Below are 26558 nucleotides of genomic sequence, written 5' to 3'. Positions count from 1 at the left end.
ATCAACGTGTTGATGATTTCCACCTCCGAGATCCGCATCGCCGCGCTGGTTCCGCTTGACCAGCTTGAGGAGGCCGTCAAAGCCCTCCACACCGCCTATGGTCTGGACGCCGACCAAATCGAAGCAGTGGTGTATGGCGGCACTGGCAGATAAGAGCCGGTGCCGCAAGGGGCTGGATTAGGCGGCAGTCCGGTGGGATGCCGGCCCGGCCCGGCCGTTTTTTCCCGGTGCCGGCAGCATCCTTGTTCGTTCGGCACCGGACGATAAACCGGCGCCGAACGAACAAAACCGCCGGAAAATGACGTAACGGGTTGCATCCCTCAGCAAGAGGGGCGCAACCCGTTACGCATATGTCATATGTGGTGAAGCGGTCGCCTACTTCGCGCTGATGTAGCCGAGCGCCTTGAGCATTTCGGCGCATTCCAGCGCGCCGCCGGCCGCTCCTCGCAGCGTGTTGTGCGCGAGGCCCACGAACTTGTAGTCGAAGATGGTGTCTTCGCGCAGACGGCCGATGGAGACGCCCATGCCGCCCTCATAGTCCACGTCGAGTTTGACCTGCGGGCGATCGTCGTCGGTCAGGTACTGGATGAACTGCTTGGGGGCGTGCGGCAGCTGGAGTCGCGCGGCTTCGGAGGTGTAGTTCACCAGACGATCGATCAGCTCGTCCTTGGCCACGTCCTTGCCGAAGTTGATGAACACCGTGGCTGTGTGGCCGTTGAGCACGGGGACGCGAATGCACTGCGAGGTGATCTTCAGCGGACCGTCGAACGGTACGATTTCGCCTTTGGCGGCGTCCACGTGGCCGAACACCTTAAGCGGTTCCTTTTCGGATTTGGCTTCCTCTCCCGAGATGAACGGGATGATGTTGCCCACCATTTCAGGCCAGTCGGCGAAGGTCTTGCCAGCGCCGGAGATGGCCTGATACGTGCTGACCACCACTTCGCGCGGTTCGAATTCCTTCCATGCGGCGAGTGCGGGGGTGTAGGCCTGGATGGAGCAGTTCGGCTTGACCGCTATGAAACCGCGCGTGGTGCCGAGGCGCTTGCGCTGGTGCTCGATGACGGCGAAATGCTCGGGGTTGATCTCCGGCACCACCATCGGCACGTCCGGGGTCCAGCGATGCGCGGAGTTGTTGGACACCACCGGCGTTTCGGTTTTCGCGTAGGTCTCCTCCATGGCGCGGATGGCGTCCTTGGGCATGTTGACCGCGGAGAACAGGAAGTCCACGTTGGAGACGACGTCGTCAACGTTCTGCGCGTCCTTGACGATCATGCCTTTGACGAATTCGGGCATGGGGGTTTCCATCTTCCAGCGGCTGCCGATGGCTTCCTCGTAGGTTTTTCCGGCGCTGTGCGCGGAGGCGGCGAGGGTGGTCAGCTCGAACCACGGGTGGTTTTCAAGTAGCGTGACGAAGCGTTGGCCGACCATGCCGGTGGCGCCGATGATGCCGACTTTGAGTTTTTCGGACATTGCAACCTCTGTATGAGTTCGTGGGTTGGATGGAAAAGTTGTGCTTTCCCATTCTAGGAAGCGCCGGTCGTATCGACTTGGGATTTTCCAAATGTTGACTATGGCATCCCACGGCATACGTTCGTTTGGTCCGCCTGTTTCCGCTTGTCGCTCACTCGGCGCCCCCGTCCGTCCTCTGCTTCTCTCATGCATCCCGGCCGGGGAGACAGGTACAGTGGGTGGTATGTCGAAGGCATCCGAAGAAGCGCAAAGGCAGCTGGACCGTATTGTGGCGTTGGGCTATCCGGACGTGGCGGATATGAGCGCCGCGGCGTTCCGTGCGCTGGCCCGTCCGCTGATCGCCGCATTGGAGCGCACCGATCTGGATGGGCGCATTCTGCTGGTGCCCACTCGTGAATTGGTTTCCCCCGAGTCGCTGATCGCGCGCACGTCGATTAACCGCATGGCCGGCTTCACGACGATGCCGCCGCGTGACATTGCGAGCTTTTTGCCGCAGGACGGGTTCGAGCCGCCCGAGGGGCCGTTCTATATTGTGGTCGAACCCCATACCGGTACCAAGTACACGAATCGCGAGCCTGATGTGGCCCGCAAGCTCATCGATTCCGACGAGCGCATACCGCTGACGTTGGAGGAGGGGCTTGCCCTCGCCACGCAGCATCCGAACTGGCTCAGGGAGAAGAACGGTTTCAACCTGCTGGGGTCGCGTTCGGCCGATGGCCGCGTGCCGAGCATATGGATGAGTCAGAATGCCCCGCGGTTGGGCGCGGTGTGGCCGAATTCGCGGCATACATGGCTGGGCAATGCGTTTTGCATGGCGCGTCGCGGCGTGAGTCTATTCCGCTGAATCCGCTGAATCCATTAATCCATTGCCGTCGGTCGCTTCGTCCGTTTGGCGGCGCTGCGCGATATCCCTCGCGCAATCGCGCGAATGATCGATGCGAATCCGAGGCTGACCGCGATGCCCGCGGCCGCAACACCTGTGAACACCGCGGGCCGGCGCAGCTGGTCACGCAGGGTGGCTGCGTCGATGACCAGATGATCGCCGACGAAGACGCGCATTTCGTTGCCGCTGCGGCGCCCGACGAGTTCGCCGTAGGTGAGCATGCGCGTCGTATAGGCGGTCGGGGCCGACTCGTGGAATTCGAAGAGCCGGATGCCGCGATGGCGCGACGCCGGCCCATATGAGGCGAATCCGCAGGTGGGCGCGTAGCCGAGGTCGAGCCCGTCCGCGTGGCCGACGAACGCGTTCTTGTGATCGTGGCCGCAGTACAGCGCGAAATATCCGCCGGCTGCGGTCATCGCCTCGACTTCGCCGCAGTTGGTGTCCGCGCATCCGATGGATTCCCCCAGCACCGAGCCCGGTGCGCAGATGGCATGGTCGAGCGCATAGCAGCGTCCGGCGAAGGTGCGTGAGCCCTCCACCGCGTTGGGGGTCATGGGCGGCACCTGCCTGAGACAGTGGTAGAACTCCTGCGGGGGGATGTGCTGGAATGCGATTGATGGCACTGGTTTGCCGTCGCCGTTGCGTTCGGACAGCTCATGTTGCACGCTGTCCAGCCAGTTGACGGCGGCGGGCGTCGGAGTGCCGTAGCCGTCGGAGTCCGCCAGGTCGAGGTTGCGGGGGTTGCGTGCGTATTCGCGCCGGTCATGCGACTCGCCGGCATCGGCAGTCGCGTAGTCGCCGGAATTCACCATGACGACGCTCATGACGATATGATCGGGCTGTCGCGAGGAGACGACGGGCAGTGCGAAGGTACCCGGCTCAAGCGCGAGCGGGCTGCTGCCGGCGGGCGGGTTCAGACATCCCGCGAAGGTGCGGTAGATGTCGTCCTGCTCATCGGCGAGGATGCCGCATTGGAAATCGTGGTTGCCATAGGTGGCGGCGAATGGCACGCCGGCCTCGACCAGCGGGCTGAGAAAACCCCCGAGGCACGAGCCGACTTTGGCGCGGGCGTCGTCGAGCGGATCGGCGCCCCGCCCGTCGCATCCGTCGTTTCCGTTGCGCCCGAATCGGTGACGACATCTGGCCTCGAATACGGTGACGGCGCGAACGTGCTCGCCGGGTGTTTCGCCGCGTCGGCGCAGGAAGGTATTGATCCACGCCGGGTCGTAGCCGCGGATCTGGTCGCCGGTGAACACCACCAGATCCGGGTCGGACGCGCGGATCGCGGCCCGGATCAGCCTCACGGTGTCGGGGTCGACGCTGGGGCCGTCCTGCACGTCCGCCATCTGCAGCACGCGGAATGTGCCGTCGCGCCTGAATCGCAAAGTCGCCATGCCCCCACTGTATCGCCGCCGGCTCCGGAATCCTCGCGCGGGTCGGGCGGTCGCAAAAAACACGCGGCGCGGTTCTGGCCGGTATATGATACGGGCGCGGCGTTGGGGCGAGTCACCGGTACGATAGAGCATTGTTACGAACGCGTAACATCGCCTGCGGGGTCCACGGACGTTCGGATGGCCGAGCGGCCGGGCGCATGTCCCAAAGAGGCGGGCGAAACCAGTCTGAGCGTGCGACAGCGCGCCAACCTAAGCAAAGGAGGAGTAATGGGTCAGGGTCAATCATCCGTGTTTGATCTCGCAGCTGTGGCTGCTGCGTCCAATGGGGGGAACAATGACCCGCTGCTGCCGCCGGCGCGTTTCATCGGCTCCCCTCAGAAGCCCAGCTCAATGCCGTACAACAAGTACGCGTCCTATGACAAGCAGATTCCCTTCGAGTACCCGGAACGCACCTGGCCGGACAAGAAACTGCGGCGCGCCCCGCGCTGGTGTTCCGTCGATCTGCGCGACGGCAACCAGGCGCTGGTCAACCCAATGGATTCCGAACGCAAGCTGCGGTTCTGGAACCTGCTGGTTTCCATGGGATTCAAGGAGATCGAGGTGGGGTTCCCGTCGGCTTCCGAAACCGACTTCGACTTCATCCGCATGCTGATCGAACGCGAGCTCATCCCCGATGACGTGACCATCGTGGTGCTCACCCAGTGCCGCGAGCACCTGATTCACCGCACCTATGAGGCGTTGCGCGGCGCCAAGCGCGCGATCGTGCATTTCTACAACTCCGTTTCCGTGCTGCAGCGCGAGGTCGTGTTCCGCAAGAACAAGGACGAGATCAAGCAGCTCGCCATCGACGCCGCCAAGCTGTGCAAGAAGCTCGAGGGCGACGCCAAGGGCATTGACCTGTATTACGAGTATTCCCCGGAGTCCTTCACCGGCACCGAGCCGGATTACGCCGTCGAGGTGTGCAACGCCGTGATCGACGTGATCAAACCCACCCCCGAGCGCCCGATGATCATCAACCTGCCGGCCACCGTGGAAATGACCACGCCGAATGTGTTCGCCGACGAGGTGGAATACGTGTCCAACAACCTGCGGGATCGCGATTCCGTGGTGCTCTCCCTGCACCCGCACAATGACGAGGGCATGGGCGTCGCCGCCACCGAGTTGGGCATTCTGGCCGGAGCGGACCGCATCGAAGGATGCCTGCTGGGCAATGGCGAGCGCACCGGCAACGTTGATCTGGTCACGTTGGGCCTGAACATGCTTACGCAGGGCATCGACCCGCAGATCGACTACTCGAATGTGCCCGAGATCCGCAAAACCGTTGAATACTGCAACCAGATCAAGATCTCCGAGCGCCATCCCTATGCGGGCAACTTCGTGTTCACCGCGTTCTCCGGCTCGCATCAGGACGCCATCAAGAAGGGCCTCGAAGCTCGTCAGGTGGCCGCCGACCGCGCCGGCGCCGATCTCGACAACTTCGTTTGGCTGGTGCCCTACCTGCCGATCGACCCGAAGGACATCGGGCGCACCTACGAGGCGATCATTCGCGTCAACTCGCAGTCCGGCAAGGGCGGCATGGCCTACCTGCTCAAGACCAACCACAATCTCGATCTGCCCAAGCGCCTGCAGGTGGAGTTCGACAAGATCGTGCAGAAGTTCGCCGACGACACCAAGAAGGAAGTCAAGGACGAAGACATCTGGCGTCTCTTCAAGGACGAGTACCTGCCCGTCGAGCAGTCCGGCATGACCGCGGCCGGCGTGGTGGTCGGCGATACGCACGATGAGAGTCTGAGCCCGTGGGGTCGTTTGAAGCTGCTCAAGGTGGCGGTGAGTTCCGGCGAGGACGGTTCCGATACCGTGCTCAAGGCCAGTCTGCTGGACCGTGGCGTGAACGTGGGCGAGGACGAGCCGCGCGAGCGCGAGGTGTCCGGCATGGGCAATGGCCCGATCGCCGCGTTCCTCAACGCCATTTCGAATCTCGGCATTGACGCGTCGATTATGGACTATGTGGAGCACACCATGTCCGTCGGCACCGACGCCATGGCGGCCTCGTATGTGGAATGCCAGGTGGGAGCCGACGACGACGCGCAGATCATCTGGGGTGTGGGCATCGACTCGTCCATCACCACGTCCGCGTTGAAGGCCATCATTTCGGCGATCAATCGTTCCGAGCGCATCCGCTGATTCGTCCGGGCCGTTGGGCCAGGGCGGCCTTGCCGAGCCGGTTTCGCTGAGAGCCGCCGCGCGCATATGCCATGACGTTGCAATGACATCGGGCCGGTCTGATGTGATCGATTCTTCGATCATGTCAGACCGGCCCGATGCGTTTCGTCGTTGCTTGCGTTGGGTCGGGGCGGCCGGCGGGGACTCGTCGGCCGCCCCTGTATCCGCCGTGCTATTCCGTCGACGACTGGCTCTCCTCTTTGCCCTCTCCGCTTGCCTGTTGCCCGCTCCCCGCAGAGGAGGAGGCGCTGGCACTTGGCGACGAGGACTTGGACGCGCTGGGGCTGGGGGTCGGCGACGCGGACTTGGACGGCGTGGCGGATGTGCTGGCGGACGGACTGGCCGAAGGATTCGCGGACGAGTTGGCGGATGGACTGGTGGACGAGTTGGCGGACGGCGTGGCGGTCGAGGTCGCCTTGCGGGCTCCCGTACCCCAGGTGCCGTCCTTGCCGCCGACCTTGCCGTTGTCCTTGGCGTCGGGGAACTTCGTGTCGGTCGCGCCCTTGAGCGCTTGGCCCAGATACTGCTTGACCAAGGTCACCGGATATCCCATGCCGTGCGGATAGCTGCCGATGGTGGGCATCTCCTGCGCCGATCCGTCGGACCCCGGATTCCACAGGGCCACGGTGGTGACCAGATTCGGCGTGAACGCAATGAAGCTTACGGACTTGTTGTCGTTCGCCGTGCCTGATTTGCCGGCCAGCGTGACGTTCAGCGAGCTGAGCGTCTTGCCTGTGCCGGACGTAACTACACCGGTGAGCGCCTTGTCGAGCAGTGCGACGTCGTTGGCGTCGAAGACCTGCTCGGTGGTGGTGGGCGCCGCGTACAGATCCGCGCCGGACGACTCGAGCACCCGTGCGACGATATGCAACGTGGCTTTGGCGCCGCCGTTGGCGAATGTCGCATACGCCTGCGTCATGTCCTTCACGGTCAGGCCGTCATTGCCGAGCACTGTGTAGGCCGCGCCCTGGCCCTCGGTGGTGATGTCGGTGGACACGCCGGCCTTATGCGCGGTTTCGGCGATTTCGGCGGCGCCGAAATTATTGCCCAGATGCTGGGCCATGTCCATATAGACGGTGTTCACTGAGTTCGCCGTGGCCTGGTACAGGTTGATGTATCCGTAGCTGGCATTGCCCGAGTTGCTCATGGTCGAGCCAAGCCCCTTGAATTCGCGCGGGGAATTGCCGTTGAACACCGTGTCGAGACTGGTGCCCTGCTCGATCGCGGTGAGGAGGGCGAAGGGTTTCATCGTCGAGCCGACTTCGTACACGGCTTGCGTGGCGTTGTTCAGCTGATGCGACAGGTAGTCCTCGCCGCCGTAGATCGCCAGAATCGAACCGTCCTTGGGGTTGGCGCTCATGGCGCCCGCCTGCACGGAGCCGGGCATCTTGTTGACCGTGGGGCTGACGGCCTGGTACAGCTGGTTCTGCTTGTCCTTGTCGAGCGTGGTGACGATTCGGTAGCCGCCTGTGTCCAGGTCGTCTTCGGTGAAGGCCTGCGAGTTGGTGAGCTCCTGACGGACCATGCGCAGCAGATAGCCGTTGGTGCCTCCGTAGACGTTTTGCTGATTGTATTCGATGGTGGTCGGCATTGCCGCGTTCGCCTTGTCGTCGGCGGAAATGTAGCCGTCCTCGCTCATGATTTCAATCACCCGTTCGAAGCGCTGTTCGGCCTTGTCGGGGTTTTCGGCCGGATCCCATGAGCTTGGCGCGGGAATGATGCCCGCGAGCATCGCGGCTTCGGAAAGCGTGAGGTCCTTTGCCTCCTTGCCGAAGTACGCCTTGGCGGCCGCCTGGATGCCGTAGGAGCCGCGGCCGAGGTAGATCGTGTTCATGTAATTGCACAGCACGGTGTCCTTGGACTCGGTCTGGGCGATTTTGGTGGCCATGATCGCCTCGCGCAGCTTGCCGAGGTAGGTGGTGGTTTCGCCCATATAGTAACGTTCGGCGTACTGCTGGGTGATGGTGGAGCCGCCCTGCCTGGTGCCTTTGGTTACGTTGTTGATCAGCGCTCGGGCGATGCCCTTGAGGTCGATGCCGCGGTCGGTGTAGAACGTGCGGTTCTCCGAGGCGACGATGGCCTGTCCCACATACGACGGAAGCACGGAGCAGTCGATGATCTCGCGGTTCTGCGAGGCGAATGAGCCGATTTCAGTGGTGCCGTCGGAATAGTACACGGTGGTTTTCTGCGACATCGCGAATTTTTCCGGCTCGGGGATTTCGGTGGTGACGTACAGATAGGTGAATGCGCCGACGCCAGCCACAAGCAGTGTCCCGATGATGCCCGCGATCCATTTGAGCAGAAGATGCCGCTTCTTCCCGTTCCTTCCGGTTTTTTTGCGGTTGCGGCGTCCGTTGCTGCCCTTGCGCCCATGCGTCGCGTCCATGTCGCTGCGTCCGGACGAGCTGACGGATCTTACGGTTCTGGTCTGACTAGTCATGACTTTTACGGTAACGGTGGAGGCTGAAAATCCCCGTCAAACAACCAAACGTTCATAGGTTCCGTACGATTGGGCCGTCCCGGGCTGGTTCGACATCTGACGATGCTGTGTTGCCCCGCCGTCGAATTCTCGAGGGTTTTCGGAAGATTCATTCGGCTTTTTTACAGGAAAGACGATAGGATGGCACACGATTGAACCTTCATACCACTAAAGGAGTGTTTGTATGAGTATTCGCGTTGCTATCGCCGGCGTGGGCAATTGCGCCTCGTCGCTGGTGCAGGGTGTTGAATATTACAAGGACGCCAAGGACGACGACAAGATCCCCGGCATTATGCATGCCAATTTCGGCGGCTACCGCATTCGCGACGTTGAATTCGTCACCGCGTTCGACGTTGACGCTGCCAAGGTGGGCGCCGATCTGTCGGAAGCCATTTTCGCATCCCAGAACAACACCTACAAGTTCTGCGACGTCCCGAACCTCGGCGTTGAGGTGCTGCGCGGCCCGACAGGCGATGGTCTGGGCAAGTACTATCGCGAGATGATCACCGAATCCGACGCCGAGCCCGTCGACGTGGCCGCCGTGCTCAGGGAGAAGAAGGTCGACATCCTGATCTCCTACCTGCCGGTCGGTTCCGAGCAGGCGGACAAGGCATACGCGCAGGCGGCCCTTGACGCCGGCTGCGGTTTCGTCAACTGCCTGCCGGTGTTCATCGCCTCCGACCCCGAGTGGGCGCAGAAGTTCCGCGACGCCAAGCTGCCGATCGTCGGCGACGATATCAAGTCCCAGGTCGGCGCCACCATCACCCACCGTGTGATGGCCCGCCTGTTCGAGGATCGCGGCGTGCGCCTGGACCGCACCTACCAGCTCAACGTGGGCGGCGACATGGACTTCATGAACATGCTCGAGCGCTCCCGTCTGGAATCCAAGAAGATCTCCAAGACCCGCGCCGTCACCTCCGTGGTGCCGCATGACATGGATCCCAAGAACGTGCACATCGGCCCGTCCGACTACGTGGCGTGGCTCAACGACCGCAAGTTCGCGTTCGTGCGTCTTGAAGGTACCACCTTCGGCGACGTGCCGCTGAACCTGGAGTACAAGCTCGAGGTGTGGGATTCCCCGAACTCCGCGGGCGTGGTGATCGACGCCCTGCGCGCCTGCAAGATCGCCATGGACCGCGGCCTCGGCGGTCCGGTGCTGTCCGCCTCCGCCTATTTCATGAAGTCCCCCGCCGTCCAGCATGAGGACAATGAGGCCAAGGAGCTCGTCGAGAAGTTCATCACCGGCGAATCCGAAGGCACCGAAGCGCAGCTTGACGCCGACGTGGCGGCGGCAAAGGCGGCCGGCAAAGACGTGTGGCACGCGTGACGAATCGCAGTGACGGGCCGCGGGACTGACTGCCCGGCGAACCGTCACAGACCAGGTATGCGAATGCCCGATTCCGCATTAGAAACGCGGAATCGGGCATTCGTCGTATTGGCTGGCGGCTATCGGCCTTCCGGGTCGGCGGGCGCCGGAAGGCCGCGCCCCGTCACTTCTTGAGCAGCGGTTCGACCTGTTCCTCGTAGGCGGTCAGGGCGGTGTCGATCACCTGGTGCATGTCGTAGTACTTGTACGTGCCGAGCCTGCCGCCGAACACCACGTTCGGCTCCGCGGCGGCCCTGGCCTCGTACTCGGCGTACAGCCTCCTGTCCGCCTCGGTGTTGACCGGGTAGTACGGCTCGTCGCCGCGTTCGGCGAACCGGCTGTACTCCTCCCACACCACGGTCCTGTCCGGGTTCTGCGAGGCCCGGCGCTCCGGGTTGAAGTTCTTGAACTCGATCGCGCGGGTGTACGGCACGTCCGCGTCGGAGAAGTTCATCACCGGGCAGCCGAAGTGGTCGCCCTCGTCATAACGGACCTCCTTGAAGTCCACCGTGCGCCACTTGAGCTCGCCGAGCTCGTAGTCGAAGTAGCGGTCCACGGGGCCCGTGTACACCACCGGCACGCCCGCGGCCTTCAGGGCCTTCCTGTTGAGCGGCTGGGACTCGTCGAAGAAGTCGACGCCAAGGGTCACGTGGATGCGCGGGTCGTCGATCATGCGTTCCATCCACTTGGTGTAGCCGTCCGTGGGCAGACCCTCCCACGTGTCCCTGAAGTAGCGGTTGTCGTAGTTGAAGCGCACCGGCAGGCGCTTGATGATGCCCGCGGGCAGGTCCTTCGGGTCGGTCTGCCACTGCTTGCCGGTGTAGTTCTTGATGAACGCCTCATACAGGGGGCGTCCGATCAGTGAGATGCCCTTGTCGTTGAGGTTCTGCGGGTCCGTGCCAGCCAGCTCGCCCGCCTGCTCGGCGATGAGGCGCTGCGCCTCGGACGGCGTGTAGTGCGCGTGGAAGAACTGGTTGATGGTTCCCAGGTTGATCGGCAGTGGGTAGACCTCGCCGTCGTGCGTCGCGTACACGCGGTGCACGTAGTTCGTGAAGCTCGTGAACCGGTTCACGTAGTCCCACACGCGCTTGTTGGACGTGTGGAACAGGTGCGCGCCGTACTTGTGGATCTCCGCGCCGGTCTCCTTGTCCATGTACGAGTACGCGTTGCCGCCGATGTGGTCGCGCACGTCGATGATCTCCACCTTCGCGCCGGCCCTCTCGACCGCCTGCTGCGCGACCGTCAGACCGAACAGGCCCGCGCCAACAATCACCAAATCCGCGTCCACCATAGGGGTAATCCTTCCTTGTTGCGATTCGCTCAGAGTCGATGTTCGTTTCTATAGTACCGGTCGGTTTGCCGTGGGGTTGCAGATCCCCTCGCCATTCAGCAGACAAGGCCGGTGCGACGCGCGATGGCCCGGGGTGGTGTACACTGGTCAGAGCCTCCACGTGGCGTTATGTCACCCAACTCCCCCAGGGCAGGAATGCAGCAAGGGTAAGTGGCCTCTTGCGGGTACGTGGAGGTTTTTCCATACCTTGTGCCCGTGCTTGGTCCTCATATGCCGAGGCATCCGCGGCTATTTCCGATTCTTTCACGTTTTTTTCGGGCGCTAGCGTGCATGCCGGTGTTGTTCCAACGGTTTACCGCCGGTTGCGGCCATCGAAACCGGGCAAAACATGAAAGAATCGAAAATAGATATGCGTGGCTTGGCGCTACTCTCATAGATATGACTGATTCCGATTCTCTGGAACGTGCAGAACGTGCAGAACATGCAGATTCTTCCGCCGACCTGGTCGCGGCGGATCCGCTGGCCTTGCGGCCCCGCGTGTCGAGCGTCGTGCTGTGCGTCGTGCTCGGCGTGCTGATGGCCGCCGGAGGCTGCGGCATCTGGTGGCTGGCCGTGCGCACGGCCACCGGACAGCAGTTTGACGATATGGTGCTGGCCGGTTTTGCCGCGAATATGCCCGCCTGGCTGTCTGCGGATACGGTGCTGGGCCTGCCGCTCAGTTCGTCGCCGGTGATGATCGGCGTGGCCACGGTGTTTGCCGTGGCGGGCCTGGCGGTTGCCCTGTCGCGTCGTCGCTGGTGGCTGGTCGGCCAGCTGGTGGCATTGTTCGCAGTGGCATATGGCGCCGCAAAACTGCTCAAGCATGTGTTGCCGCGTGAGATGCTGGTGCGCACCGAGATCACCGAATCGGGCGTGCCGCTCGGCAATACCGCGCCATCCGGTCATACGGCCCTGACCCTGGCCGCCGTGCTGGTGCTGCTGTTTGCGGTGCCGCGCACGATGCGGGCCATTGTGGCCGTGGTCGGTTTCGCGTGGTCGTTGCTGGTGTCGGCGCTGCTCATTGCCCATGGCTGGCACCGTCCCTCCGACATTCTGGTCGCGTATCTGCTGGTCGCGGCGGTGGCGCTGGCCTCGTTGGCCTGCACCCGGGGCTCCGGCATGGACGAGCCGGGCACCCGCGTCAGCTCGGTAGGCGTGCAGATCGTCTCCAGTGTGCTGATCACGGCTGGCGTGGCGCTTGGCCTGTATGCAGCCTATGTGGTGTGGCAGCTGGTTCCGGGGCTCGAGGTTGGCGCGGAATGGGCGGTCCAGCCCGCCGTGGCGGTTTCGCTGATTGGAATTATCGCGGCTGGTGCGTTGATCGTTGGCCTGACGCTGGCCTTGCGGCAGATCACCGCTTCGCCGTTGAGCAAACTCGGCTTGATCGGGGCGCCGCCGGCGCCCCCGGCCGCATAATTCGGTCATCGTCCAAACCGTTCTGGAATGATCGTGACGCCTGCGTTTCGCACTTGCCCACGCAGAGTGAGTATGATGGCGTCACAGCATGGCATCTGCTGGTGTTCGTCCCGCGCGACGTGCACGCTGAGTCGCACACTGAATTGCAGAAACCAGTAGGGTATGTAAGGAGAGGACATGGCAACCGGCACGAAGGCCTCCAAGGGCACCAAGCTCGTCATTGTGGAGTCGCCGACGAAAGCCCGCAAGATCGGCGGATACCTTGGCGGTGATTACACTGTGATGGCGTCGGTTGGTCATATTCGCGATCTTGCGCAGCCGAGTCAGATCCCCAGCGACGAAAAGCCCAAGTTCGGCAAGTTCGGCGTGGACGTGCAAGACGGGTTCAAGCCGTATTACATTGTCGACGGCGACAAGAAGAAAACGGTCGCCGAACTCAAAAGCGCGCTGCGCGGCGCCAAGGAACTCTATCTGGCCACTGATGAGGATCGTGAGGGCGAGGCGATTGCGTGGCATCTGGTCGAGACGCTGAAGCCGAAGGTGCCGGTGAAGCGCATGGTGTTCCATGAGATCACCCCCGAGGCGATCAAGGCGTCGCTTACCAAAACCCGCGACGTGGACGGTGACATGGTTGACGCCCAGGAGACCCGTCGTATTCTCGACCGGTTATATGGCTACGAGCTGTCTCCGGTGCTGTGGCGCAAGGTCGGTCCCGGGCTGTCGGCCGGACGCGTGCAGTCCGTGGCCACGCGTCTGATTGTCGAGCGCGAGCGCGAGCGCATGGCGTTCGTTCGCGCGCCGTACTGGGATGTGATCGCCTCTCTGGTCGCGGCGGATGCCCGCGATGGGATCGAGTCGGATGATTCGTCGCGCGATTCCGCGTTCGACGCCCGGATGGTTTCGCTGGGCGGCAAGCGCCTGGCCGGTTCCAAGGATTTCGGCACGGACGGCAGGCTGGCGTCGGACGGGTCCGCCTCCGACGTTTGTCTGCTTGATGAGGACCGGGCCGCCGCCGTGGCCGCTGCGTTGCGCGCCGCCACCTTCGCCGTCGCCTCGATGGACAACAAGCCGTACCGTCGTCGTCCGCAGCCGCCGTTTACCACGTCGACGCTGCAGCAGACCGCGGGCAACCGTCTGGGATTCAGCTCCCGGCAGACGATGCGCGCCGCGCAGGGGTTGTACGAAAACGGCTACATCACGTATATGCGTACCGATTCGGTGACGTTGTCGCAGGAGGCCATTGCCGCCGCCCGCAATGCGGTGGAACTGCACTTCGGTGAGCGTTTCCTGTCCGACGCGCCCAAGCAGTACGCCACGAAAACCGCCGGCGCGCAGGAGGCCCACGAGTGCATTCGCCCGGCGGGCGCGCAGTTCCGCGACCCCGACGAGTTGGCCGCCAAGGTGCCGGCCGACCAGCTCAAGCTGTATACGCTGATCTGGCAACGTACGCTTGCCTCGCAGATGGCCGATGCCACCGGTTCGACGTCTACGGTGAAGCTGTCCGCCTCGGCCGGCGACTTCGGGGAGGCGGTGTTTCAGGCATCTGGAACGGTGATCAAATTCCCCGGTTTCATGCGGGCCACGGGGGAGAGGGGCGCCGTTGCCGCGAAGACTTCGGCCCGCGCCGCCGCCGGCGGCGGAGCTGAGGGCAATGGCGGTCGTGGCGGCGCGGATCGCAATGCCTCGCTGCCCCCGCTTGAGCCCGGCGACGAATTGTCCGCAGCAAGTGTCGAGGCGGAAGGCCATGAGACCCAGCCGCCGGCGCGCTACACCGAGGCGTCGTTGGTGAAGACTTTGGAGGCCAAGGAAATCGGCCGTCCATCCACCTATGCCAGCATCATTTCGACGATTATCGATCGAGGATACGTGTATGAGCGTGGCCGTGCGCTGATCCCCAGCTGGCTGGCCTTTGCCGTGATCAAATTGCTGGAGACCAAATTCCCCAAGTATGTGGACTACCAGTTCACCGCCGACATGGAGAACGGGCTTGATCGGATTGCGCACGGCAGGGACACCGGCCGTGCGTGGCTGACCCGCTTCTATTTCGGATCGGGTGCCGACGCGGCCCAATCCTCCGACGAGGCTCATGAGGGGCTGCAGCAGCAGGTGGCGCAGCTGGGCGAGATCGATGCGCGCGCGATCAACACCATTGAAATCGGCGATGGCCTGCATGTTCGCGTCGGCCGGTATGGCCCGTATCTGGAGGATATGGGGCATGTGGACGCCGAAGGGCATCCGAAGCGCGCCTCGCTGCCGGACACCCTTGCCCCCGACGAGCTGACCATTGCGGTCGGCCATGACCTGATCGAGCATCATTCCGGCGGTCCGCGCGAGCTGGGCAAGGACCCGGCCACCGGAGGCGCCGTCGAGGTGCGCAACGGTCGGTTCGGCCCGTATGTCGCGCTGGTGCCGCCTGAAAGCGATTCGGGAGCCAGTGCAGCCGGTGCAGCCGGGGCTTCGTCGGCGCCCGCCAAGGGCCGTGGCAGGAAATCCACCGCCCCGCGGCCCAAAATGGTGTCGCTGTTCAAAACGATGAAACCGGAATCGCTGACGTTGGAGGACGCGCTCAAGCTGCTGAGCCTGCCTCGCCCCGTCGGCACGATCGAGCAGACCGATGCCGAAACCGGTGAGATCACGCAGTATGCGGTTACGGCCAACAATGGCCGCTATGGTCCGTATCTGACCAAAACGGGCCCGGACGGCAAGTCGGAGACGCGCTCGCTGGGCAGTGAGGATGAGATCTTCACCGTGGACCTCGCCGCGGCCAAGGCCGCTTTCGACCAACCCAAGTATGGCCGTGGGCGTGGCCGTGGCGCCGCGAAACCGCCGCTGCGCGATCTTGGCGCGGATCCGGAAACCGGAAAGAACGTCACCATCAGGGACGGCTTCTACGGCGCGTATATCACTGACGGCGAGACGAGCCGCACGGTGCCGAAGCAGTATGCCCCCGAGTCGATTGATCCGGCTGAGGCGTTCCGCCTGCTTGCCGAAAAACGGGCGGCCGGACCGTCCAGACGCGGACGTCGCGGCCGTGGGCGCGCCGCATCGGGGGCGAAAACCGCAAAGGCCGGTAAATCCGCGAAGACGGCTTCGTCGAAGTCGGGCGCGGTGGCCGCTGGCGCGGAGGCCAAACGCGCCGAGCGTCGCGCCAAGGTGAAGAGTCTGGCCGACCATGGGTGGGCCAATACCCGTATAGCCAAGGAACTGGGTTCCACGGCCGCGACGGTGAAATCCGACATCGATTGGCTGACCGCCAACGAAGGCTACGACCGTCCGCCGGTGGTGCCCAGGACCGCCCGTCGCTGAGACTCTTGCGGCCGGAGGCGTGATGATGACCGCTTGGGGGGTACAGTGATGACCATGCAAGGCATGTTCATCTCCTTTGAAGGCGTCGACGGCGCCGGCAAAACCACGCAGGTCGCGCGTTTGCGCGCGTATTGCGAACGCATTGGCCGCGAAGTGGTGGTCACACGCGAGCCTGGCGGCACCGGATTGGGGCGTGCCATCCGTCGGCTGCTGCTGCAACCCGATGATGCCGAGCCGATCGCCATCGCCCCGCATGCCGAGGCGCTGCTGTTCGCGGCCGATCGCGCGCAGCATGTGGCCGAGCTGATCCGGCCTGCGCTGAGCCGCGGCGCCGTGGTCATCACCGACCGGTATCTCGATTCATCGTTGGCATATCAGGCGGGTGGCCGCGAACTCACCGGTGACGAGATTCGATCGCTTAGCTTGTGGGCCACGAACGGCCTGCTGCCGGCGCGCACCTACCTGCTCGACATGGATCCGCGCGATTCGCATCGGCGTCTGACTCATGCGGCCGATCGCATGGAATCCGCAGGCGACGGTTTCCAGATTCGCACGCGCCGGGCGTTTCTCGACCTGGCCGCGGCCGAACCGGACAGGTTCCACGTCGTTGATGCCGCGCAGTCCATTGACGAGGTGTGGTCGGATATCCGCGCCGATGCCGACCGCCTGTTCGCCGAGGCTGCTGCGGCTGCTGCGGCTGCGACGCCTGTCCGGCGCCAATCGGAGGACCCTCGATGAGCGTATGGGATGCCATTGTCGGTCAACGGCCGACGACTGATCTGCTGAGCCGTTTGGCCGCCGGTGATCCGAAGCGGCTCTCGCAGTCCTGGCTGGTCTGCGGTCCTCCGGGCTCCGGCCGTTCCAATATGGCCCGCGCGTTCGCGGCCGCGCTGGAATGCCCGGACCATGGCTGCGGCGAATGCCCGGTCTGCCGGCATGTGCTCGCCGGCACGCACCCGGACGTCACCGTGCTTTCCACCGATCGCGTGACCATCGGCATCGATCAGGTGCGCGAGGTCATCGCCACCTCCGAGCAAATGCCCTCCACCGCGCCCTGGCGCGTCATCATCATCGAAGACGTCGACCGTATGCTGGAGCGCACCACGAACGTGCTGCTCAAGGAGATCGAGGAGCCGGCCGAACACACCATGTGGATGCTGTGCGCGCCGAGCGCCCAGGATGTGCTGCCCACGATCCGTTCGCGATGCCGCGTCGTCAATCTCGCGGTGCCGTCGAATGCGGCCGTTGCGGATTTTCTGGTCGCGTCGGCCGGCGCGGACCCCGGGATCGCCCGGCGCGCCGCGCGTCTGGCGGAAGGCCATATTGGCGTGGCGCGCCTGTACGCCACGCAGGACCAGGTGATGGCCGACCGCGACGAACTGATCGTGGGCGTGCTGAAGCTGGCCAGGGCCTCCGACGCCGTGCTGCTTGCCGATGGGCTGATCGCCAACGCGAACGCGCAGGCCGCCGCCGACGTGGAGCGTCGCGTCGCCGCCGAGGAGACCGCCTTCCGCGCCGCCAACGGACTGGGCGAGAAGGACCGCATTCCGCTGGCCCTGCGCGGCGCCTACAACGCCATCGGCAAAAAGGACGAGGTGCGTCGCCGCACCACGCGCCGCAGCCGTGACGTGCTGGACCGCGCGCTCAATTCCGTGGCCTCCGTGTATCGCGATGTGACTGTGCTGCAGAACAATGCGGAGGACGCCGTGGGGCTGATCAATCTGGAGAACCGTACCGCCATCACCGAGTTGTCGGTGCGCTTGAGCCGCCGGGGCGCGGTCCGGCGTCTCAAGGACATCGCCACGGCCCGCAGGCGGCTGTTCGGCAACGGCAACCCCGCCCTGGTGTTCGAGGCCCTCTTCTGCGCCCTCATTCCCTAGTCGTCCTTTCGCGGCTGCTCCCCGGTCATCGTCTGGCCGACCGTTCGTTCATCCGATTGGCCTCAGCCGCCCATATACTTGGGGTATGAAAATTTCCGCCGATTTTACGGTTGTTCCCGACGACTTCGCCAAAGCCGCCGCGCCCGAATGCAAAACCTCGGGCGTGCCGGTCGTGTCCTTCCCCTTCTACGTCGATGAGGTGAATCCCGACGCTCGGTATCTGCATTGGGAGTTCGTGGACCCCGATTCGATTCCGGTATGCGGCTTCGAGTGGATTCATTGGTCCGTGGCCAATCTGCCGATTGACGCGCTGATGTTCGATTTCAACGACAGCCATGCGCTGTCCATTCCCCCGGACTTTTCGCGCCAACTGCCCTCGATGATCCCCGAAGCCGTCCAGGGCCGCACATCGCAGGCGTCCCATTGGGTGGGTGGGTCCGATGTCGCGGTGACGATGCGGTACAACGGGCCGCAGCCGCCGGATCGGGACCATGAGTACTATCTGCAGGCGTGGGCCACGAAGGATCCGTTGCCCGGGCTCCATCAGGGATTCTGGCTCAATGAGCTGTTGCATGCTTTGCGCTCCTGCGGCGAAACCCCCGACACGGACGGCGTCTTCCTCAAGGGCCTGGCCTGATCGGGCGCGCCGACGGTTCCGGCCCGCCACGCGGATCCGCCGTATCCGACATATGACTTACCGATAGGGTTTGCATCACAAGAAAGGAAACAATCACAGCTATGGCCTGCACCACAATTCTGGTAGGCAAGGATGCCAGCTACGATGGCTCCACCATCATCGCGCGCAACGAGGATTCCGCCAACGGCGAATTCAATCCGAAGCGCTTCATCGTCGTCAAACCGAGCGAGCAGCCGCGCACCTACACGTCGGTGATCTCCCATCTGACCATCGATCTGCCGGACGACCCGCTGCAGTATACCGCCGTGCCGAACGCGGACCTCAAAGAGGGCGTTTGGGGCGAGGCGGGCGTCAACGAGGCGAACGTCGCGATGAGCGCCACCGAAACCCTGACCACCAACGAGCGTGTGCTCGGCGCCGATCCCTTCGTCGAATACGCCCCGGCCAAGGGCCGCGAAGGCGAGGAGGGCTACGAGCCCGCGGCGCCCGGCGGCATCGGCGAGGAGGATTTCCTGACCATCGTGCTGCCGTATGTGAAAACCGCCCGCGAGGGCGTGCGGCGTCTGGGTGCGCTGCTCGAGCAGTACGGCACCTATGAGATGAACGGCGTGGCGTTCTCCGACGTCAATGAGATCTGGTGGCTGGAGACCGTGGGCGGTCATCACTGGATCGCCAAGCGCGTGCCCGACGAGGCGTATGTGACCATGCCCAATCAGCTGGGCATCGATGAATTCGACCTCGAGGACGCGCTGGGCGATCAGAAGGAGCATATGTGTTCCGCCGATCTGGCTGAATTCATCGAGAGCAACCATCTCGATCTGGCGGTGGAGTCCGGCAGCCCCTTCGCCCCGCGCGATGCCTTCGGATCGCATTCCGACTCCGATCACGTCTACAACACGCCCCGCGCGTGGTACATGCAGCGCTTCCTCAATCCGTACGACGAAATGTGGGACGGGCAGGACGCGGACCACAGGCCCACTTCGGACGATATTCCGTGGGCGCGCCAGCCCGAGCGCAAGGTGACGATCGAAGACGTCAAATACGTGCTCAGCTCGCATTACCAGGGCACCCCGTTCGACCCGTACGGGCAGTTGGGCGATGATCGGACGCGTCATCTGTACCGTCCGATCGGCATCAACCGCCAGAGCCAGCTGTCCGTCATGCAGATCCGCCCGTACCGTCCGCAGGCCAGCCGCGCGATCCAGTGGCTCGCATACGGTTCCAACCCGTTCAACACCTTGGTTCCGTTCTTCCCGAACGTTGATTCGACCCCGGCGTACCTGGAGAACACCACCACGCGCGTGACCACCGAAAACTTCTATTGGGAGAACCGCGTGATCGCGGCGCTGTGCGACGGCGCATTCCGTTCCACCGCCAATGCGGTCGAGCGCTATCAGGAGAAGACCGGCGCGATGGGCCATCGCCTGGTCGCAGCCACCGACGAGCAGGTGGCGCGCCTCGACCTGGGGGACGCGTCGCCGGAGGCCGTGGCCGACGAATTCGACGCGGACAACGCGAACGGCGACGTTGAGCCGATGGAGCCGGATGCGGTCATCGCCGCCACGCGCAATGCCGAAGTGCGTGCGATCCTCGCCGCGGCCAACCAGACCATGGCCGACCAGCTCAAGGAGGAAACCGACAAGCTGCTCGATTCCGTGCTCTACACCCGCAGCATGGAAATGAAGAACGGGTTCCACATGTCGGACTTCTAGTGAGACCTCATCCAAGAACGAATAGCGAACAAGAAAGACACGTATGACATCCATCAACGATTTCACCACCCAGTACGGTCTGGTCAAGAAGATCGACGCATTCGGCTATCTCGACTATCTGGCCAAGAATCCCGATGCGCCGCGCAAGCACGGCAAGGTCGTGCTCGTCACCGCCGACACCCCGCTCAAAGCCAGTCGTGGCGAGGGGAAGACCACCACGACCATCGCGCTGATCGACGCGCTCAACGCCCGCGGCATCGACGCGACCGCCGTACTGCGTCAGCCGAGCATGGGCATCACCGCGGCGGGTTCCAAAGGCGGTGCGTCCGGTGGCGGCAAAGCCTCGCTGACCCACCCCGAGCTCATCGACTGGGGGCTGACCGGTGAGATGGCCGCCATCGCGGCCGCGCAGAACCTGCTGGTCTCCTTTGCCGAGAAGGCCGTGGACGACGGCAAAATCGACACGATCCTGGTACCTCGCGTCTCCGAGGTGCCGAGCCGTTCCCTGCGATCCATCGCGGTGGATTACGGCAAGGGCGATGTGGCGGAAAAGGTTGTGCTCACACCGACTTCTGAGCTGATGCAGATCGTGTGTCTGTCGCGTTCCATGGATGAGATCGGGCGTCGCGTAGCGGCCATGATCGCCGGCACCAAGGACGGCGAGCCCGTTACCTTCGGCTCGTTCGTGGACCTGTGGCGCATCACCGGCATCCTCGCCGACGCGGTGAAGCCCGCGCTGACGGAAACGGTCAATGGTTCGCCGGTGTATGTGCATGGCGGCCCCTTCGCCAACGTATCCATCGGCATTCCGACGCTTGTGGGCGTGGAACTGGCTTGCGCGCTGCATGACGTGGTCATCGTGGAGGCCGGGTACGGCGCGGACGCCGGTGCTCAGAAGTGGCTCGACATCGCCGCTCGCGAGTACGGCGCCGCTTGGCCGGCGGCCGCGATCGTGGTGACGCGCGCCTCCACATGGCGTGACGATCCGGATCTTGCGTGGCGGTACCCCTTCCATGTGCAGCGTTTGGAGAACTTCGACATTCCCACCTTCCCGCTGGTCAATTTGTGGGACGGCGAGGACGATCAGATCCCGTCGTTGCGTGAAACCGCTGATGGGCTGGGCTTCCGCACTCCGATTATCGGCAATCTGTTCCGTGACGGTGGCGCTGCCCTGGCGCCTCAGCTCGACGATTTCATCGCAACGCTCGAGCGTGCGCGCGCCGTCGCCCAGTTCCACAGCCGCAAGGGCATGAACGTGCTTGAGAAAGTGCGTTGGATTGCGGACAACGCGTATGGTGTTCCCCCCGAGCGCGTAATCCTGAAAGACGGTTTCGCCGATTCTCTCGGCAGGGCGAATGCGCTGTGCGAGGGCGTGGGCGTCTCGCTCGACGATCTGGCGGTGGTGGCGGTGAAGTCGCCTGCGACCATGACCGACAATGATCGCCTGCCGGAGGATCAGCGCACGGTGACGTTGAAGAAGGTCGAGGTGCATGCCGGCGCCGGTCTGTTGCAGGTGAATCTCACCTCGTCGTTGACCACGCCGATGCCGAAGATCGTCTGACGGCCGATGCGGCGGAAATGAGTGGGGATGTGGCCGGCGTTCGTCGGCTGCGCCCCCCCCCTCGTTTGCCTGGAATTTGTCGCGACACGCCGTATGTGTTGTTGAGTTGCGTCAGGAAGGATCCCGAGTATAGTAATCACTCGGCTCAAGAAATAACCAACGCCCCTGTAGCTCAGTTGGTTAGAGCAGCTGACTCTTAATCAGCGTGTCCAGGGTTCGAATCCCTGCGGGGGCACAAGCAAAGACCTGCCAATCGGTAGGTCTTTTTTGTTTGTTTGCCGTGGTTGCGTCAGAAGCGTGGTCGCGGCGAGCGAAGAGACAACCAACAGAACGAGCCGCAGGGCGTGCGGGGCTGAATTGCGCCGAATTCCGCCCAAATGTCCGCGGTGGGTTTGCAACAGGGAGAAGAACTCGAGTGGAATATTCACTTATGACCAAGTTGGCTGCCGAATTTCTCGGTACGGCCATCCTGATGATCTTTGGCAATGGCGCGGTCGCCAACGTGGAGCTTAAGAACACCAAGGGCCATCACGCGGGATGGCTCAACATCGCCATGGGCTACGGTTTTGGCGTGATGTTCCCGGTGCTGATGTTCGGAGCGATTTCCGGTGCGCATATCAATCCGGCCATGACGTTGGCGCAGGCCGTGATGGGCATGTTCCCCTGGTCGAATGTGCTGCCGTACATTGTGGCCCAGCTGCTGGGCGCGGCGGCAGGCCAGCTGGTGGTGTTCGCCACCTATTACCCGCACTACCGCGATACCGAAGAGGCCGATGCCATTTTCGCCACCTTCTCCACCAATGATGCCGAGGGCTCGCGGGTCAACTATTTCCTCAATGAGTTCTTCGGCACGCTGGTGCTGGTGGTCGGCGCATTGTGCTGTCTGGAGCTTCCGTGGGGCAAGGCGGATCCGGCCGCCGCGTCCATTGTGGTCGGCTTCATTGTGTGGGGCTTGGTGACTTCGCTTGGCGGTCCGACCGGTCCCGGCCTGAATCCGGCGCGCGATCTGATGCCGCGTTTGCTGCATCAGCTGCTGCCCATTGCCCATAAGGGGTCGTCTCGTTGGAACGAGGCGTGGATTCCGGTGGTTGCTCCGATCGCCGGCGCGATTGTGGGCGCTGCCATGTTCCAATGCTTCGTGTGAGTGTGCGGTTGTGCTCGCCGGATGAATGGGTGGGCTCCTCGGGGAGCCCATCCACTCATTTTTAGGCAGCTAGAGCAGTAAAACTGCCGTTGTTGGTTCCGAAGCTTTGCCGCCGTGCTGTTGGACGCGGCGTAGAACAATCTATTTTCGATTCTTTCATATTTTTCTGTGGGTTTTGCCCTGTTTCTGGCTGATAGCGGCCATTTTGGGCGGTCAGAATCCTCTTGATGGGTTGGCGGATGTGAAAGAATCCAATTTCGATTCTTTCACATCCGCCAACCGTGCGATTCACTATGCGTCGTCTCCGTCGCTAATACAACAAAAGCTTGGTGTTCCGCCGATTGTGTTCTCGGCGGCCATCAAGGGCCTGAAGCAGGCTCATTTTGGGATATGGCTTGATCTCTTCATTGAGCCGCAGGCTCAGTATCCGTGCAAGATCCTGCATAAATCCCTCTTCCTCGCGTAGGTCGAAAAAGACCTGTCTGTCCGGTTCGAACGCAATCCAATCGTTTCCGGTGAGGAAATTGCGTTTGTTCCTGTCTGCCCTAATCTGCTGCGGATCCGTGTCGTGCTGCTTGCCTTGATACTCGATGGCGATACGCGGCACGGAATAGGACATGTCGAGATACAGTGCCTTGCCACTATGCGTTTGCAAGCGCAGATTGACCTCCGGGCAGGGCAGCCCGTACGAGACGATGAGAAGCCTGAGCTGCGTTTCACGCGATGAATCTGTATTCTCCCGCATCAGGCGTACTGCGAGTTCGCAATTGCGTTTGCCTGGGAATTTTCCGGATCCGTCTATGAATGATTCGAAGTCCCGCAGTGCGGCGAGTTTGAATCGTCGGTTGCGTCGCATCAGTGAATCGCCGATAAGCACCAGTTCCTCCAAAGTCGCCGTTGATGCGATTTGCGCCCAGGCTTGCACGGGTCCGCAGCAGGTTATGTCGGCGTAGGGCGTCTGCTCGTTGTATTCGTGATTCCACTGGTGCATGGTGAGGATTGACGCGGCTTGCCGATGGGTTGTGCTGGCGACGTGCAATTCGGTTTGCGCAGCTTGCAACAGTCGCGCCGGCAGTTCCGCCCCAAGGATCAGCAATGCCGTGGAGTGGCTGAAGACCAATCGTTGTCGTGTTTTTCGCCTGGCGGCCAAGCTTCGATTGATGGTGGCCAGCTGCACCTCGAGCAGGTCATCGGTGGTGATGATTCGGCTTATTGGCGCCGCATTGGATGTCTGTCCGGCTGCCCCTGAAGTGCTGTCCCGCATGCGTGTCATATCGCTCACGCTAGGTAGTCGGACGTTCGCTGGCAAGTGGCCCGCTTGGAATTGTGGATAAGTGCATAAGTCGCCGCATTCGGCGGTATCCGGCTCTGATCGTGGCGATCGCCATGGCAGACGGTAGAGTGGCGCCTATGGACAAGCAAGCGACTATATCGGAGGGATCGGTGGAGAGGACTGTGCCGGGTCGGACGCCGGTCTCGCCGCATGACGCGGTAGTGGGGCGTTTTGCGCCCACGCCTTCCGGCCGCATGCATCTTGGCAACGCGTACGCCATGCTTGCGGCGTGGCTTTCGGCCCGCGCCGCGGGTGGCCGCATGGTGTTGCGGATTGAGGATATCGACACGCCTCGTGTGGTGCGTGATGCCGACCGCTGGATTCAGGATGATCTTGCCTGGTTGGGACTTGATTGGGATGGCGAGCCTGTGTACCAGTCCGATCGGCTGGATCGGTACGCGCAGGTGCTGCGTGATTTGCGTACCCGTGGTCTGGCGTATCCGTGCTTTTGCTCGCGCGCCGATATTCGTGCGGCGTCGGCGCCGAATGAGGGTGATGGATTCGTGCGCTATCCGGGTACGTGCCGGCGTTTGTGGGCGAATGATCCCGTTGAAGCCGAGCGGCGCATGGCGGAGGGCCGTCGCCATGCCTGGCGCCTTGCCGTGCCTCCCGGGCGTTCGCGTGCGTCGACGTCCGGCTGTTCGGACGTATGGTTCGACGACCGCGTTTTTGGTCCGCAGCGTTTCAATCTGCCGCATGATGTGGGTGATGCGGTGATCCGTCGCTCGGATGGCTTGTTCGCCTATCAGTTGGCGGTGAGCGTTGACGATTTGGATATGGGCGTGACGGATGTGGTTCGTGGGCGCGACCTGTTGCGTTCCACGGCTCTGCAACTGTATATCCGCTCGTTGCTGCATGATCGGGGTGATGATGATCCTTCCTTCACCCATCTGCCTCTGATTGATAATGCGCGGGGTCGCCGTATGGCGAAGCGCGAGCATGCACTGGATTTGGGGTATTTGCGCGCGAATGGCGTGAGTCCGGATCAGGTGATCGGTTATTGCGCGTGGATGCTGGGCTTGCAGCCTTCGTCGGCGGGCCGTCCTTCCGAGGGCCGTCCTTCCGAGGGCCGCGCTGCCCAACATGCTGAGGCGACGTCCCCGGAGCCGATGTCGGCCGTCGACGCGCTCGGGGCGTTTCGTCTCCATGGTTGGCGTTCGCTGCGCGAACACCCCTCCGATCGTCGCGTCCCGGATGATCCGTTCGCCCGTGCGGCTACACTGTAGACCGGTTTTTACGGATATCGGAGGCGACGCCCCATGGTTGCATACATGGATCATAAGGATCTGGCCAACGAATTGATTGCTGAGTCGCGCGCCCGGGAGATAGCGGATGGCGTGCATCGGGTGCTGGACGGCATCTCCGCCGCCGAGCAGGCCGCCGGCCGTGCCGCTGGCGAGGTGCGTTTGCTTGCCGCCACCAAAACACGCGATGTGGGTGAGATCATGGCTGCCATCGGCGCCGGCGTCCGGATGATTGGGGAGAACAGGCCGCAGGAGGTGGAGGCCAAGGTCGAGGGGCTTCGCGTGCGTTGCGCCGAGCGTGGCCTGACGTTGGGGAGGGATTTGCCGTTCCACCTGATCGGCCAGTTGCAGTCCAACAAGATCAACAAGGTGCTGCCGTCGGTGACCACCATCGAGTCGGTCGACTCGCTGGCGCTTGCACAGAAGATCGCACGGCGCGCCGCCGCGCGTTCCATGACCGTCGGGGTGCTGCTGGAGGTCAACGAATCGGGCGAGGAGTCGAAGTCCGGATGTGATCCAGCTGCCGCGCAGGATCTGGCGTTTGCGATTGCCCAGCTTGAAGGCTTGGAATTGCAGGGGTTCATGACGATTGGCGCTCATGTGGATGATGAGGATGTCATCCGTCGCGGCTTCGCTCATCTGCGTGCGACTCGCGACGCGGTGTTGTCGTCGGGCGAGCCGGGTACTGCCGACGCCCGGGAGCTGTCGATGGGCATGACGAACGATATGGCGCTTGCGATTGACGAGGGGTCGACGATCGTGCGCGTCGGCACCGCGATTTTCGGCCCGCGAGCGTTCATCTGACGGTGTGGTGCCGAGCGGCTGACGGCTGGTGTGCGGTCCGCATTGCTTGTGGTTTGCTGCGGGCGTAAAGGGCTGTGTTTTCTCATCGGGGGGAGTCGTAGGGGTTGTCGCCTGTCGTACACTGATGGGGTTGTACTGATGGGGTTGCGCGGTTGCGCGCGACGGCAGTGGCATGCTGTGGTGAAGGCGTGGCGTAAGGGGCGCGTATGTTCGGTGGTCGTGGACGTGGGAATCAGCCATCCGGCTCGCATGCCGCGTCCCCTTCGGAGCCGCCGCGCATTGTTCGGATACGGGACGGGCGGTTCCGTCAGGTTCCCTTTGCCGAGGCTCTTGATATTTCCGATGTGGCTCGTCGCCAGAAAAGCCTCGGACGCCA

General features: G+C 63.1%; 19 protein-coding genes, 1 tRNA gene and 1 other RNA gene. 16 read left to right on the top strand and 5 right to left on the bottom strand.

Features of this window, described 5'->3' with window-relative positions:
• On the top strand, positions 1 to 153 hold a 153-nt coding region (locus B2994_RS01755), incomplete at its 5' end, for an ACT domain-containing protein (protein WP_349675651.1).
• Between the two features lie 222 nt (positions 154 to 375).
• Here B2994_RS01755 and asd read toward each other — a convergent pair.
• The gene (asd, locus tag B2994_RS01750; protein WP_291526685.1) at positions 376 to 1470 is read right to left on the bottom strand and encodes an aspartate-semialdehyde dehydrogenase; all 1095 of its coding nucleotides are present in this window, start codon (positions 1468 to 1470) and stop codon (positions 376 to 378) included.
• 223 nt (positions 1471 to 1693) lie between these two features.
• On the opposite strand from asd, the gene B2994_RS01745 reads away from it, so the two are divergent.
• Positions 1694 to 2314 (top strand): DUF5701 family protein, encoded by a 621-nt coding sequence (locus B2994_RS01745; RefSeq protein ID WP_291526684.1) that lies wholly within the window; start codon positions 1694 to 1696, stop codon positions 2312 to 2314.
• 14 nt (positions 2315 to 2328) lie between these two features.
• Here the strand turns inward: B2994_RS01745 and B2994_RS01740 are convergent, their stop codons facing one another.
• A complete protein-coding gene (locus tag B2994_RS01740; protein WP_291526683.1) occupies positions 2329 to 3747 on the bottom strand; it encodes a metallophosphoesterase family protein in 1419 nt (472 codons plus the stop codon).
• 267 nt (positions 3748 to 4014) lie between these two features.
• Between B2994_RS01740 and leuA the strand changes: the two genes are divergently transcribed.
• Positions 4015 to 5931, top strand: a complete 1917-nt coding sequence (gene leuA / locus B2994_RS01735; RefSeq protein WP_291526682.1) for a 2-isopropylmalate synthase — start codon at positions 4015 to 4017, stop codon at positions 5929 to 5931.
• Positions 5932 to 6142: 211 nt separating this feature from the next.
• On the opposite strand, the gene B2994_RS01730 is transcribed toward leuA, so the two are convergent.
• Entirely contained in the window at positions 6143 to 8410 is a 2268-nt protein-coding gene (locus tag B2994_RS01730; RefSeq protein WP_291526681.1) for a transglycosylase domain-containing protein, read from the bottom strand.
• A gap of 223 nt (positions 8411 to 8633) precedes the next feature.
• On the opposite strand from B2994_RS01730, the gene B2994_RS01725 reads away from it, so the two are divergent.
• On the top strand, positions 8634 to 9776 hold the full coding sequence (locus B2994_RS01725; protein WP_291526680.1) for an inositol-3-phosphate synthase: 1143 nt from the start codon (positions 8634 to 8636) through the stop codon (positions 9774 to 9776).
• 163 nt (positions 9777 to 9939) lie between these two features.
• Here the strand turns inward: B2994_RS01725 and glf are convergent, their stop codons facing one another.
• A complete protein-coding gene (glf, locus tag B2994_RS01720; protein ID WP_291526679.1) occupies positions 9940 to 11106 on the bottom strand; it encodes a UDP-galactopyranose mutase in 1167 nt (388 codons plus the stop codon).
• A gap of 147 nt (positions 11107 to 11253) precedes the next feature.
• On the opposite strand from glf, the gene ffs reads away from it, so the two are divergent.
• From ffs to B2994_RS01670, 10 genes are all read left to right on the top strand, one after another.
• Positions 11254 to 11350, top strand: an RNA gene (gene ffs / locus B2994_RS01715) — signal recognition particle sRNA small type.
• A 194-nt stretch (positions 11351 to 11544) separates the two neighbouring features.
• Positions 11545 to 12561: a phosphatase PAP2 family protein gene (locus B2994_RS01710; RefSeq protein WP_291526678.1), complete on the top strand. Its 1017-nt coding sequence runs from the start codon at positions 11545 to 11547 to the stop codon at positions 12559 to 12561.
• Positions 12562 to 12738: 177 nt separating this feature from the next.
• Positions 12739 to 15867 (top strand): type I DNA topoisomerase, encoded by a 3129-nt coding sequence (gene topA / locus B2994_RS01705; protein WP_291526677.1) that lies wholly within the window; start codon positions 12739 to 12741, stop codon positions 15865 to 15867.
• Between the two features lie 54 nt (positions 15868 to 15921).
• Positions 15922 to 16605, top strand: a complete 684-nt coding sequence (gene tmk, locus B2994_RS01700) for a dTMP kinase (protein WP_291526676.1) — start codon at positions 15922 to 15924, stop codon at positions 16603 to 16605.
• Complete coding sequence (locus B2994_RS01695) at positions 16602 to 17747, top strand: DNA polymerase III subunit delta' (protein ID WP_291526675.1); 1146 nt, start codon at positions 16602 to 16604, stop codon at positions 17745 to 17747. The genes tmk and B2994_RS01695 overlap by 4 nt, the downstream gene beginning before the upstream one ends.
• An 85-nt stretch (positions 17748 to 17832) precedes the next feature.
• Positions 17833 to 18384, top strand: coding sequence for a YbhB/YbcL family Raf kinase inhibitor-like protein (locus tag B2994_RS01690; protein WP_291526674.1), 552 nt, complete (start codon positions 17833 to 17835; stop codon positions 18382 to 18384).
• 101 nt (positions 18385 to 18485) lie between these two features.
• On the top strand, positions 18486 to 20096 hold the full coding sequence (locus tag B2994_RS01685) for a C69 family dipeptidase (protein WP_291526673.1): 1611 nt from the start codon (positions 18486 to 18488) through the stop codon (positions 20094 to 20096).
• Positions 20097 to 20139: 43 nt separating this feature from the next.
• A complete protein-coding gene (locus B2994_RS01680; protein WP_291526672.1) occupies positions 20140 to 21657 on the top strand; it encodes a formate--tetrahydrofolate ligase in 1518 nt (505 codons plus the stop codon).
• Between the two features lie 161 nt (positions 21658 to 21818).
• Positions 21819 to 21892 (top strand) — tRNA-Lys (locus B2994_RS01675).
• Between the two features lie 180 nt (positions 21893 to 22072).
• The gene (locus B2994_RS01670) at positions 22073 to 22801 is read left to right on the top strand and encodes an MIP/aquaporin family protein (protein ID WP_291526671.1); all 729 of its coding nucleotides are present in this window, start codon (positions 22073 to 22075) and stop codon (positions 22799 to 22801) included.
• A 310-nt stretch (positions 22802 to 23111) separates the two neighbouring features.
• Here the strand turns inward: B2994_RS01670 and B2994_RS01665 are convergent, their stop codons facing one another.
• A complete protein-coding gene (locus tag B2994_RS01665) occupies positions 23112 to 24083 on the bottom strand; it encodes a hypothetical protein (RefSeq protein WP_291526670.1) in 972 nt (323 codons plus the stop codon).
• 128 nt (positions 24084 to 24211) lie between these two features.
• Here B2994_RS01665 and gluQRS point away from each other — a divergent pair, with 128 nt between their 5' ends.
• Positions 24212 to 25360: a tRNA glutamyl-Q(34) synthetase GluQRS gene (gene gluQRS, locus B2994_RS01660; protein ID WP_291526669.1), complete on the top strand. Its 1149-nt coding sequence runs from the start codon at positions 24212 to 24214 to the stop codon at positions 25358 to 25360.
• 33 nt (positions 25361 to 25393) lie between these two features.
• Complete coding sequence (locus B2994_RS01655; RefSeq protein ID WP_291526668.1) at positions 25394 to 26182, top strand: YggS family pyridoxal phosphate-dependent enzyme; 789 nt, start codon at positions 25394 to 25396, stop codon at positions 26180 to 26182.
• Positions 26183 to 26558: the final 376 nt, after the last annotated feature.

It is taken from the genome of Bifidobacterium sp. UBA744, assembly GCA_002298605.1.
Classification (GTDB): domain Bacteria; phylum Actinomycetota; class Actinomycetes; order Actinomycetales; family Bifidobacteriaceae; genus Bifidobacterium.
This window is presented reverse-complemented; position numbering and strand designations above follow the sequence as displayed.

Bases quoted from the DNA above. Each gene is read 5' to 3' on its own strand.
- asd (WP_291526685.1), bottom strand. From the start codon at position 1,470: ATGTCCGAAAAACTCAAAGTCGGCATCATCGGCGCCACCGGCATGGTC.
- B2994_RS01745 (WP_291526684.1), top strand. From the start codon at position 1,694: ATGTCGAAGGCATCCGAAGAAGCGCAAAGGCAGCTGGACCGTATTGTG.
- B2994_RS01740 (WP_291526683.1), bottom strand. From the start codon at position 3,747: ATGGCGACTTTGCGATTCAGGCGCGACGGCACATTCCGCGTGCTGCAG.
- leuA (WP_291526682.1), top strand. From the start codon at position 4,015: ATGGGTCAGGGTCAATCATCCGTGTTTGATCTCGCAGCTGTGGCTGCT.
- B2994_RS01730 (WP_291526681.1), bottom strand. From the start codon at position 8,410: ATGACTAGTCAGACCAGAACCGTAAGATCCGTCAGCTCGTCCGGACGC.
- B2994_RS01725 (WP_291526680.1), top strand. From the start codon at position 8,634: ATGAGTATTCGCGTTGCTATCGCCGGCGTGGGCAATTGCGCCTCGTCG.
- glf (WP_291526679.1), bottom strand. From the start codon at position 11,106: ATGGTGGACGCGGATTTGGTGATTGTTGGCGCGGGCCTGTTCGGTCTG.
- B2994_RS01710 (WP_291526678.1), top strand. From the start codon at position 11,545: ATGACTGATTCCGATTCTCTGGAACGTGCAGAACGTGCAGAACATGCA.
- topA (WP_291526677.1), top strand. From the start codon at position 12,739: ATGGCAACCGGCACGAAGGCCTCCAAGGGCACCAAGCTCGTCATTGTG.
- tmk (WP_291526676.1), top strand. From the start codon at position 15,922: ATGCAAGGCATGTTCATCTCCTTTGAAGGCGTCGACGGCGCCGGCAAA.
- B2994_RS01695 (WP_291526675.1), top strand. From the start codon at position 16,602: ATGAGCGTATGGGATGCCATTGTCGGTCAACGGCCGACGACTGATCTG.
- B2994_RS01690 (WP_291526674.1), top strand. From the start codon at position 17,833: ATGAAAATTTCCGCCGATTTTACGGTTGTTCCCGACGACTTCGCCAAA.
- B2994_RS01685 (WP_291526673.1), top strand. From the start codon at position 18,486: ATGGCCTGCACCACAATTCTGGTAGGCAAGGATGCCAGCTACGATGGC.
- B2994_RS01680 (WP_291526672.1), top strand. From the start codon at position 20,140: ATGACATCCATCAACGATTTCACCACCCAGTACGGTCTGGTCAAGAAG.
- gluQRS (WP_291526669.1), top strand. From the start codon at position 24,212: ATGGACAAGCAAGCGACTATATCGGAGGGATCGGTGGAGAGGACTGTG.
- B2994_RS01655 (WP_291526668.1), top strand. From the start codon at position 25,394: ATGGTTGCATACATGGATCATAAGGATCTGGCCAACGAATTGATTGCT.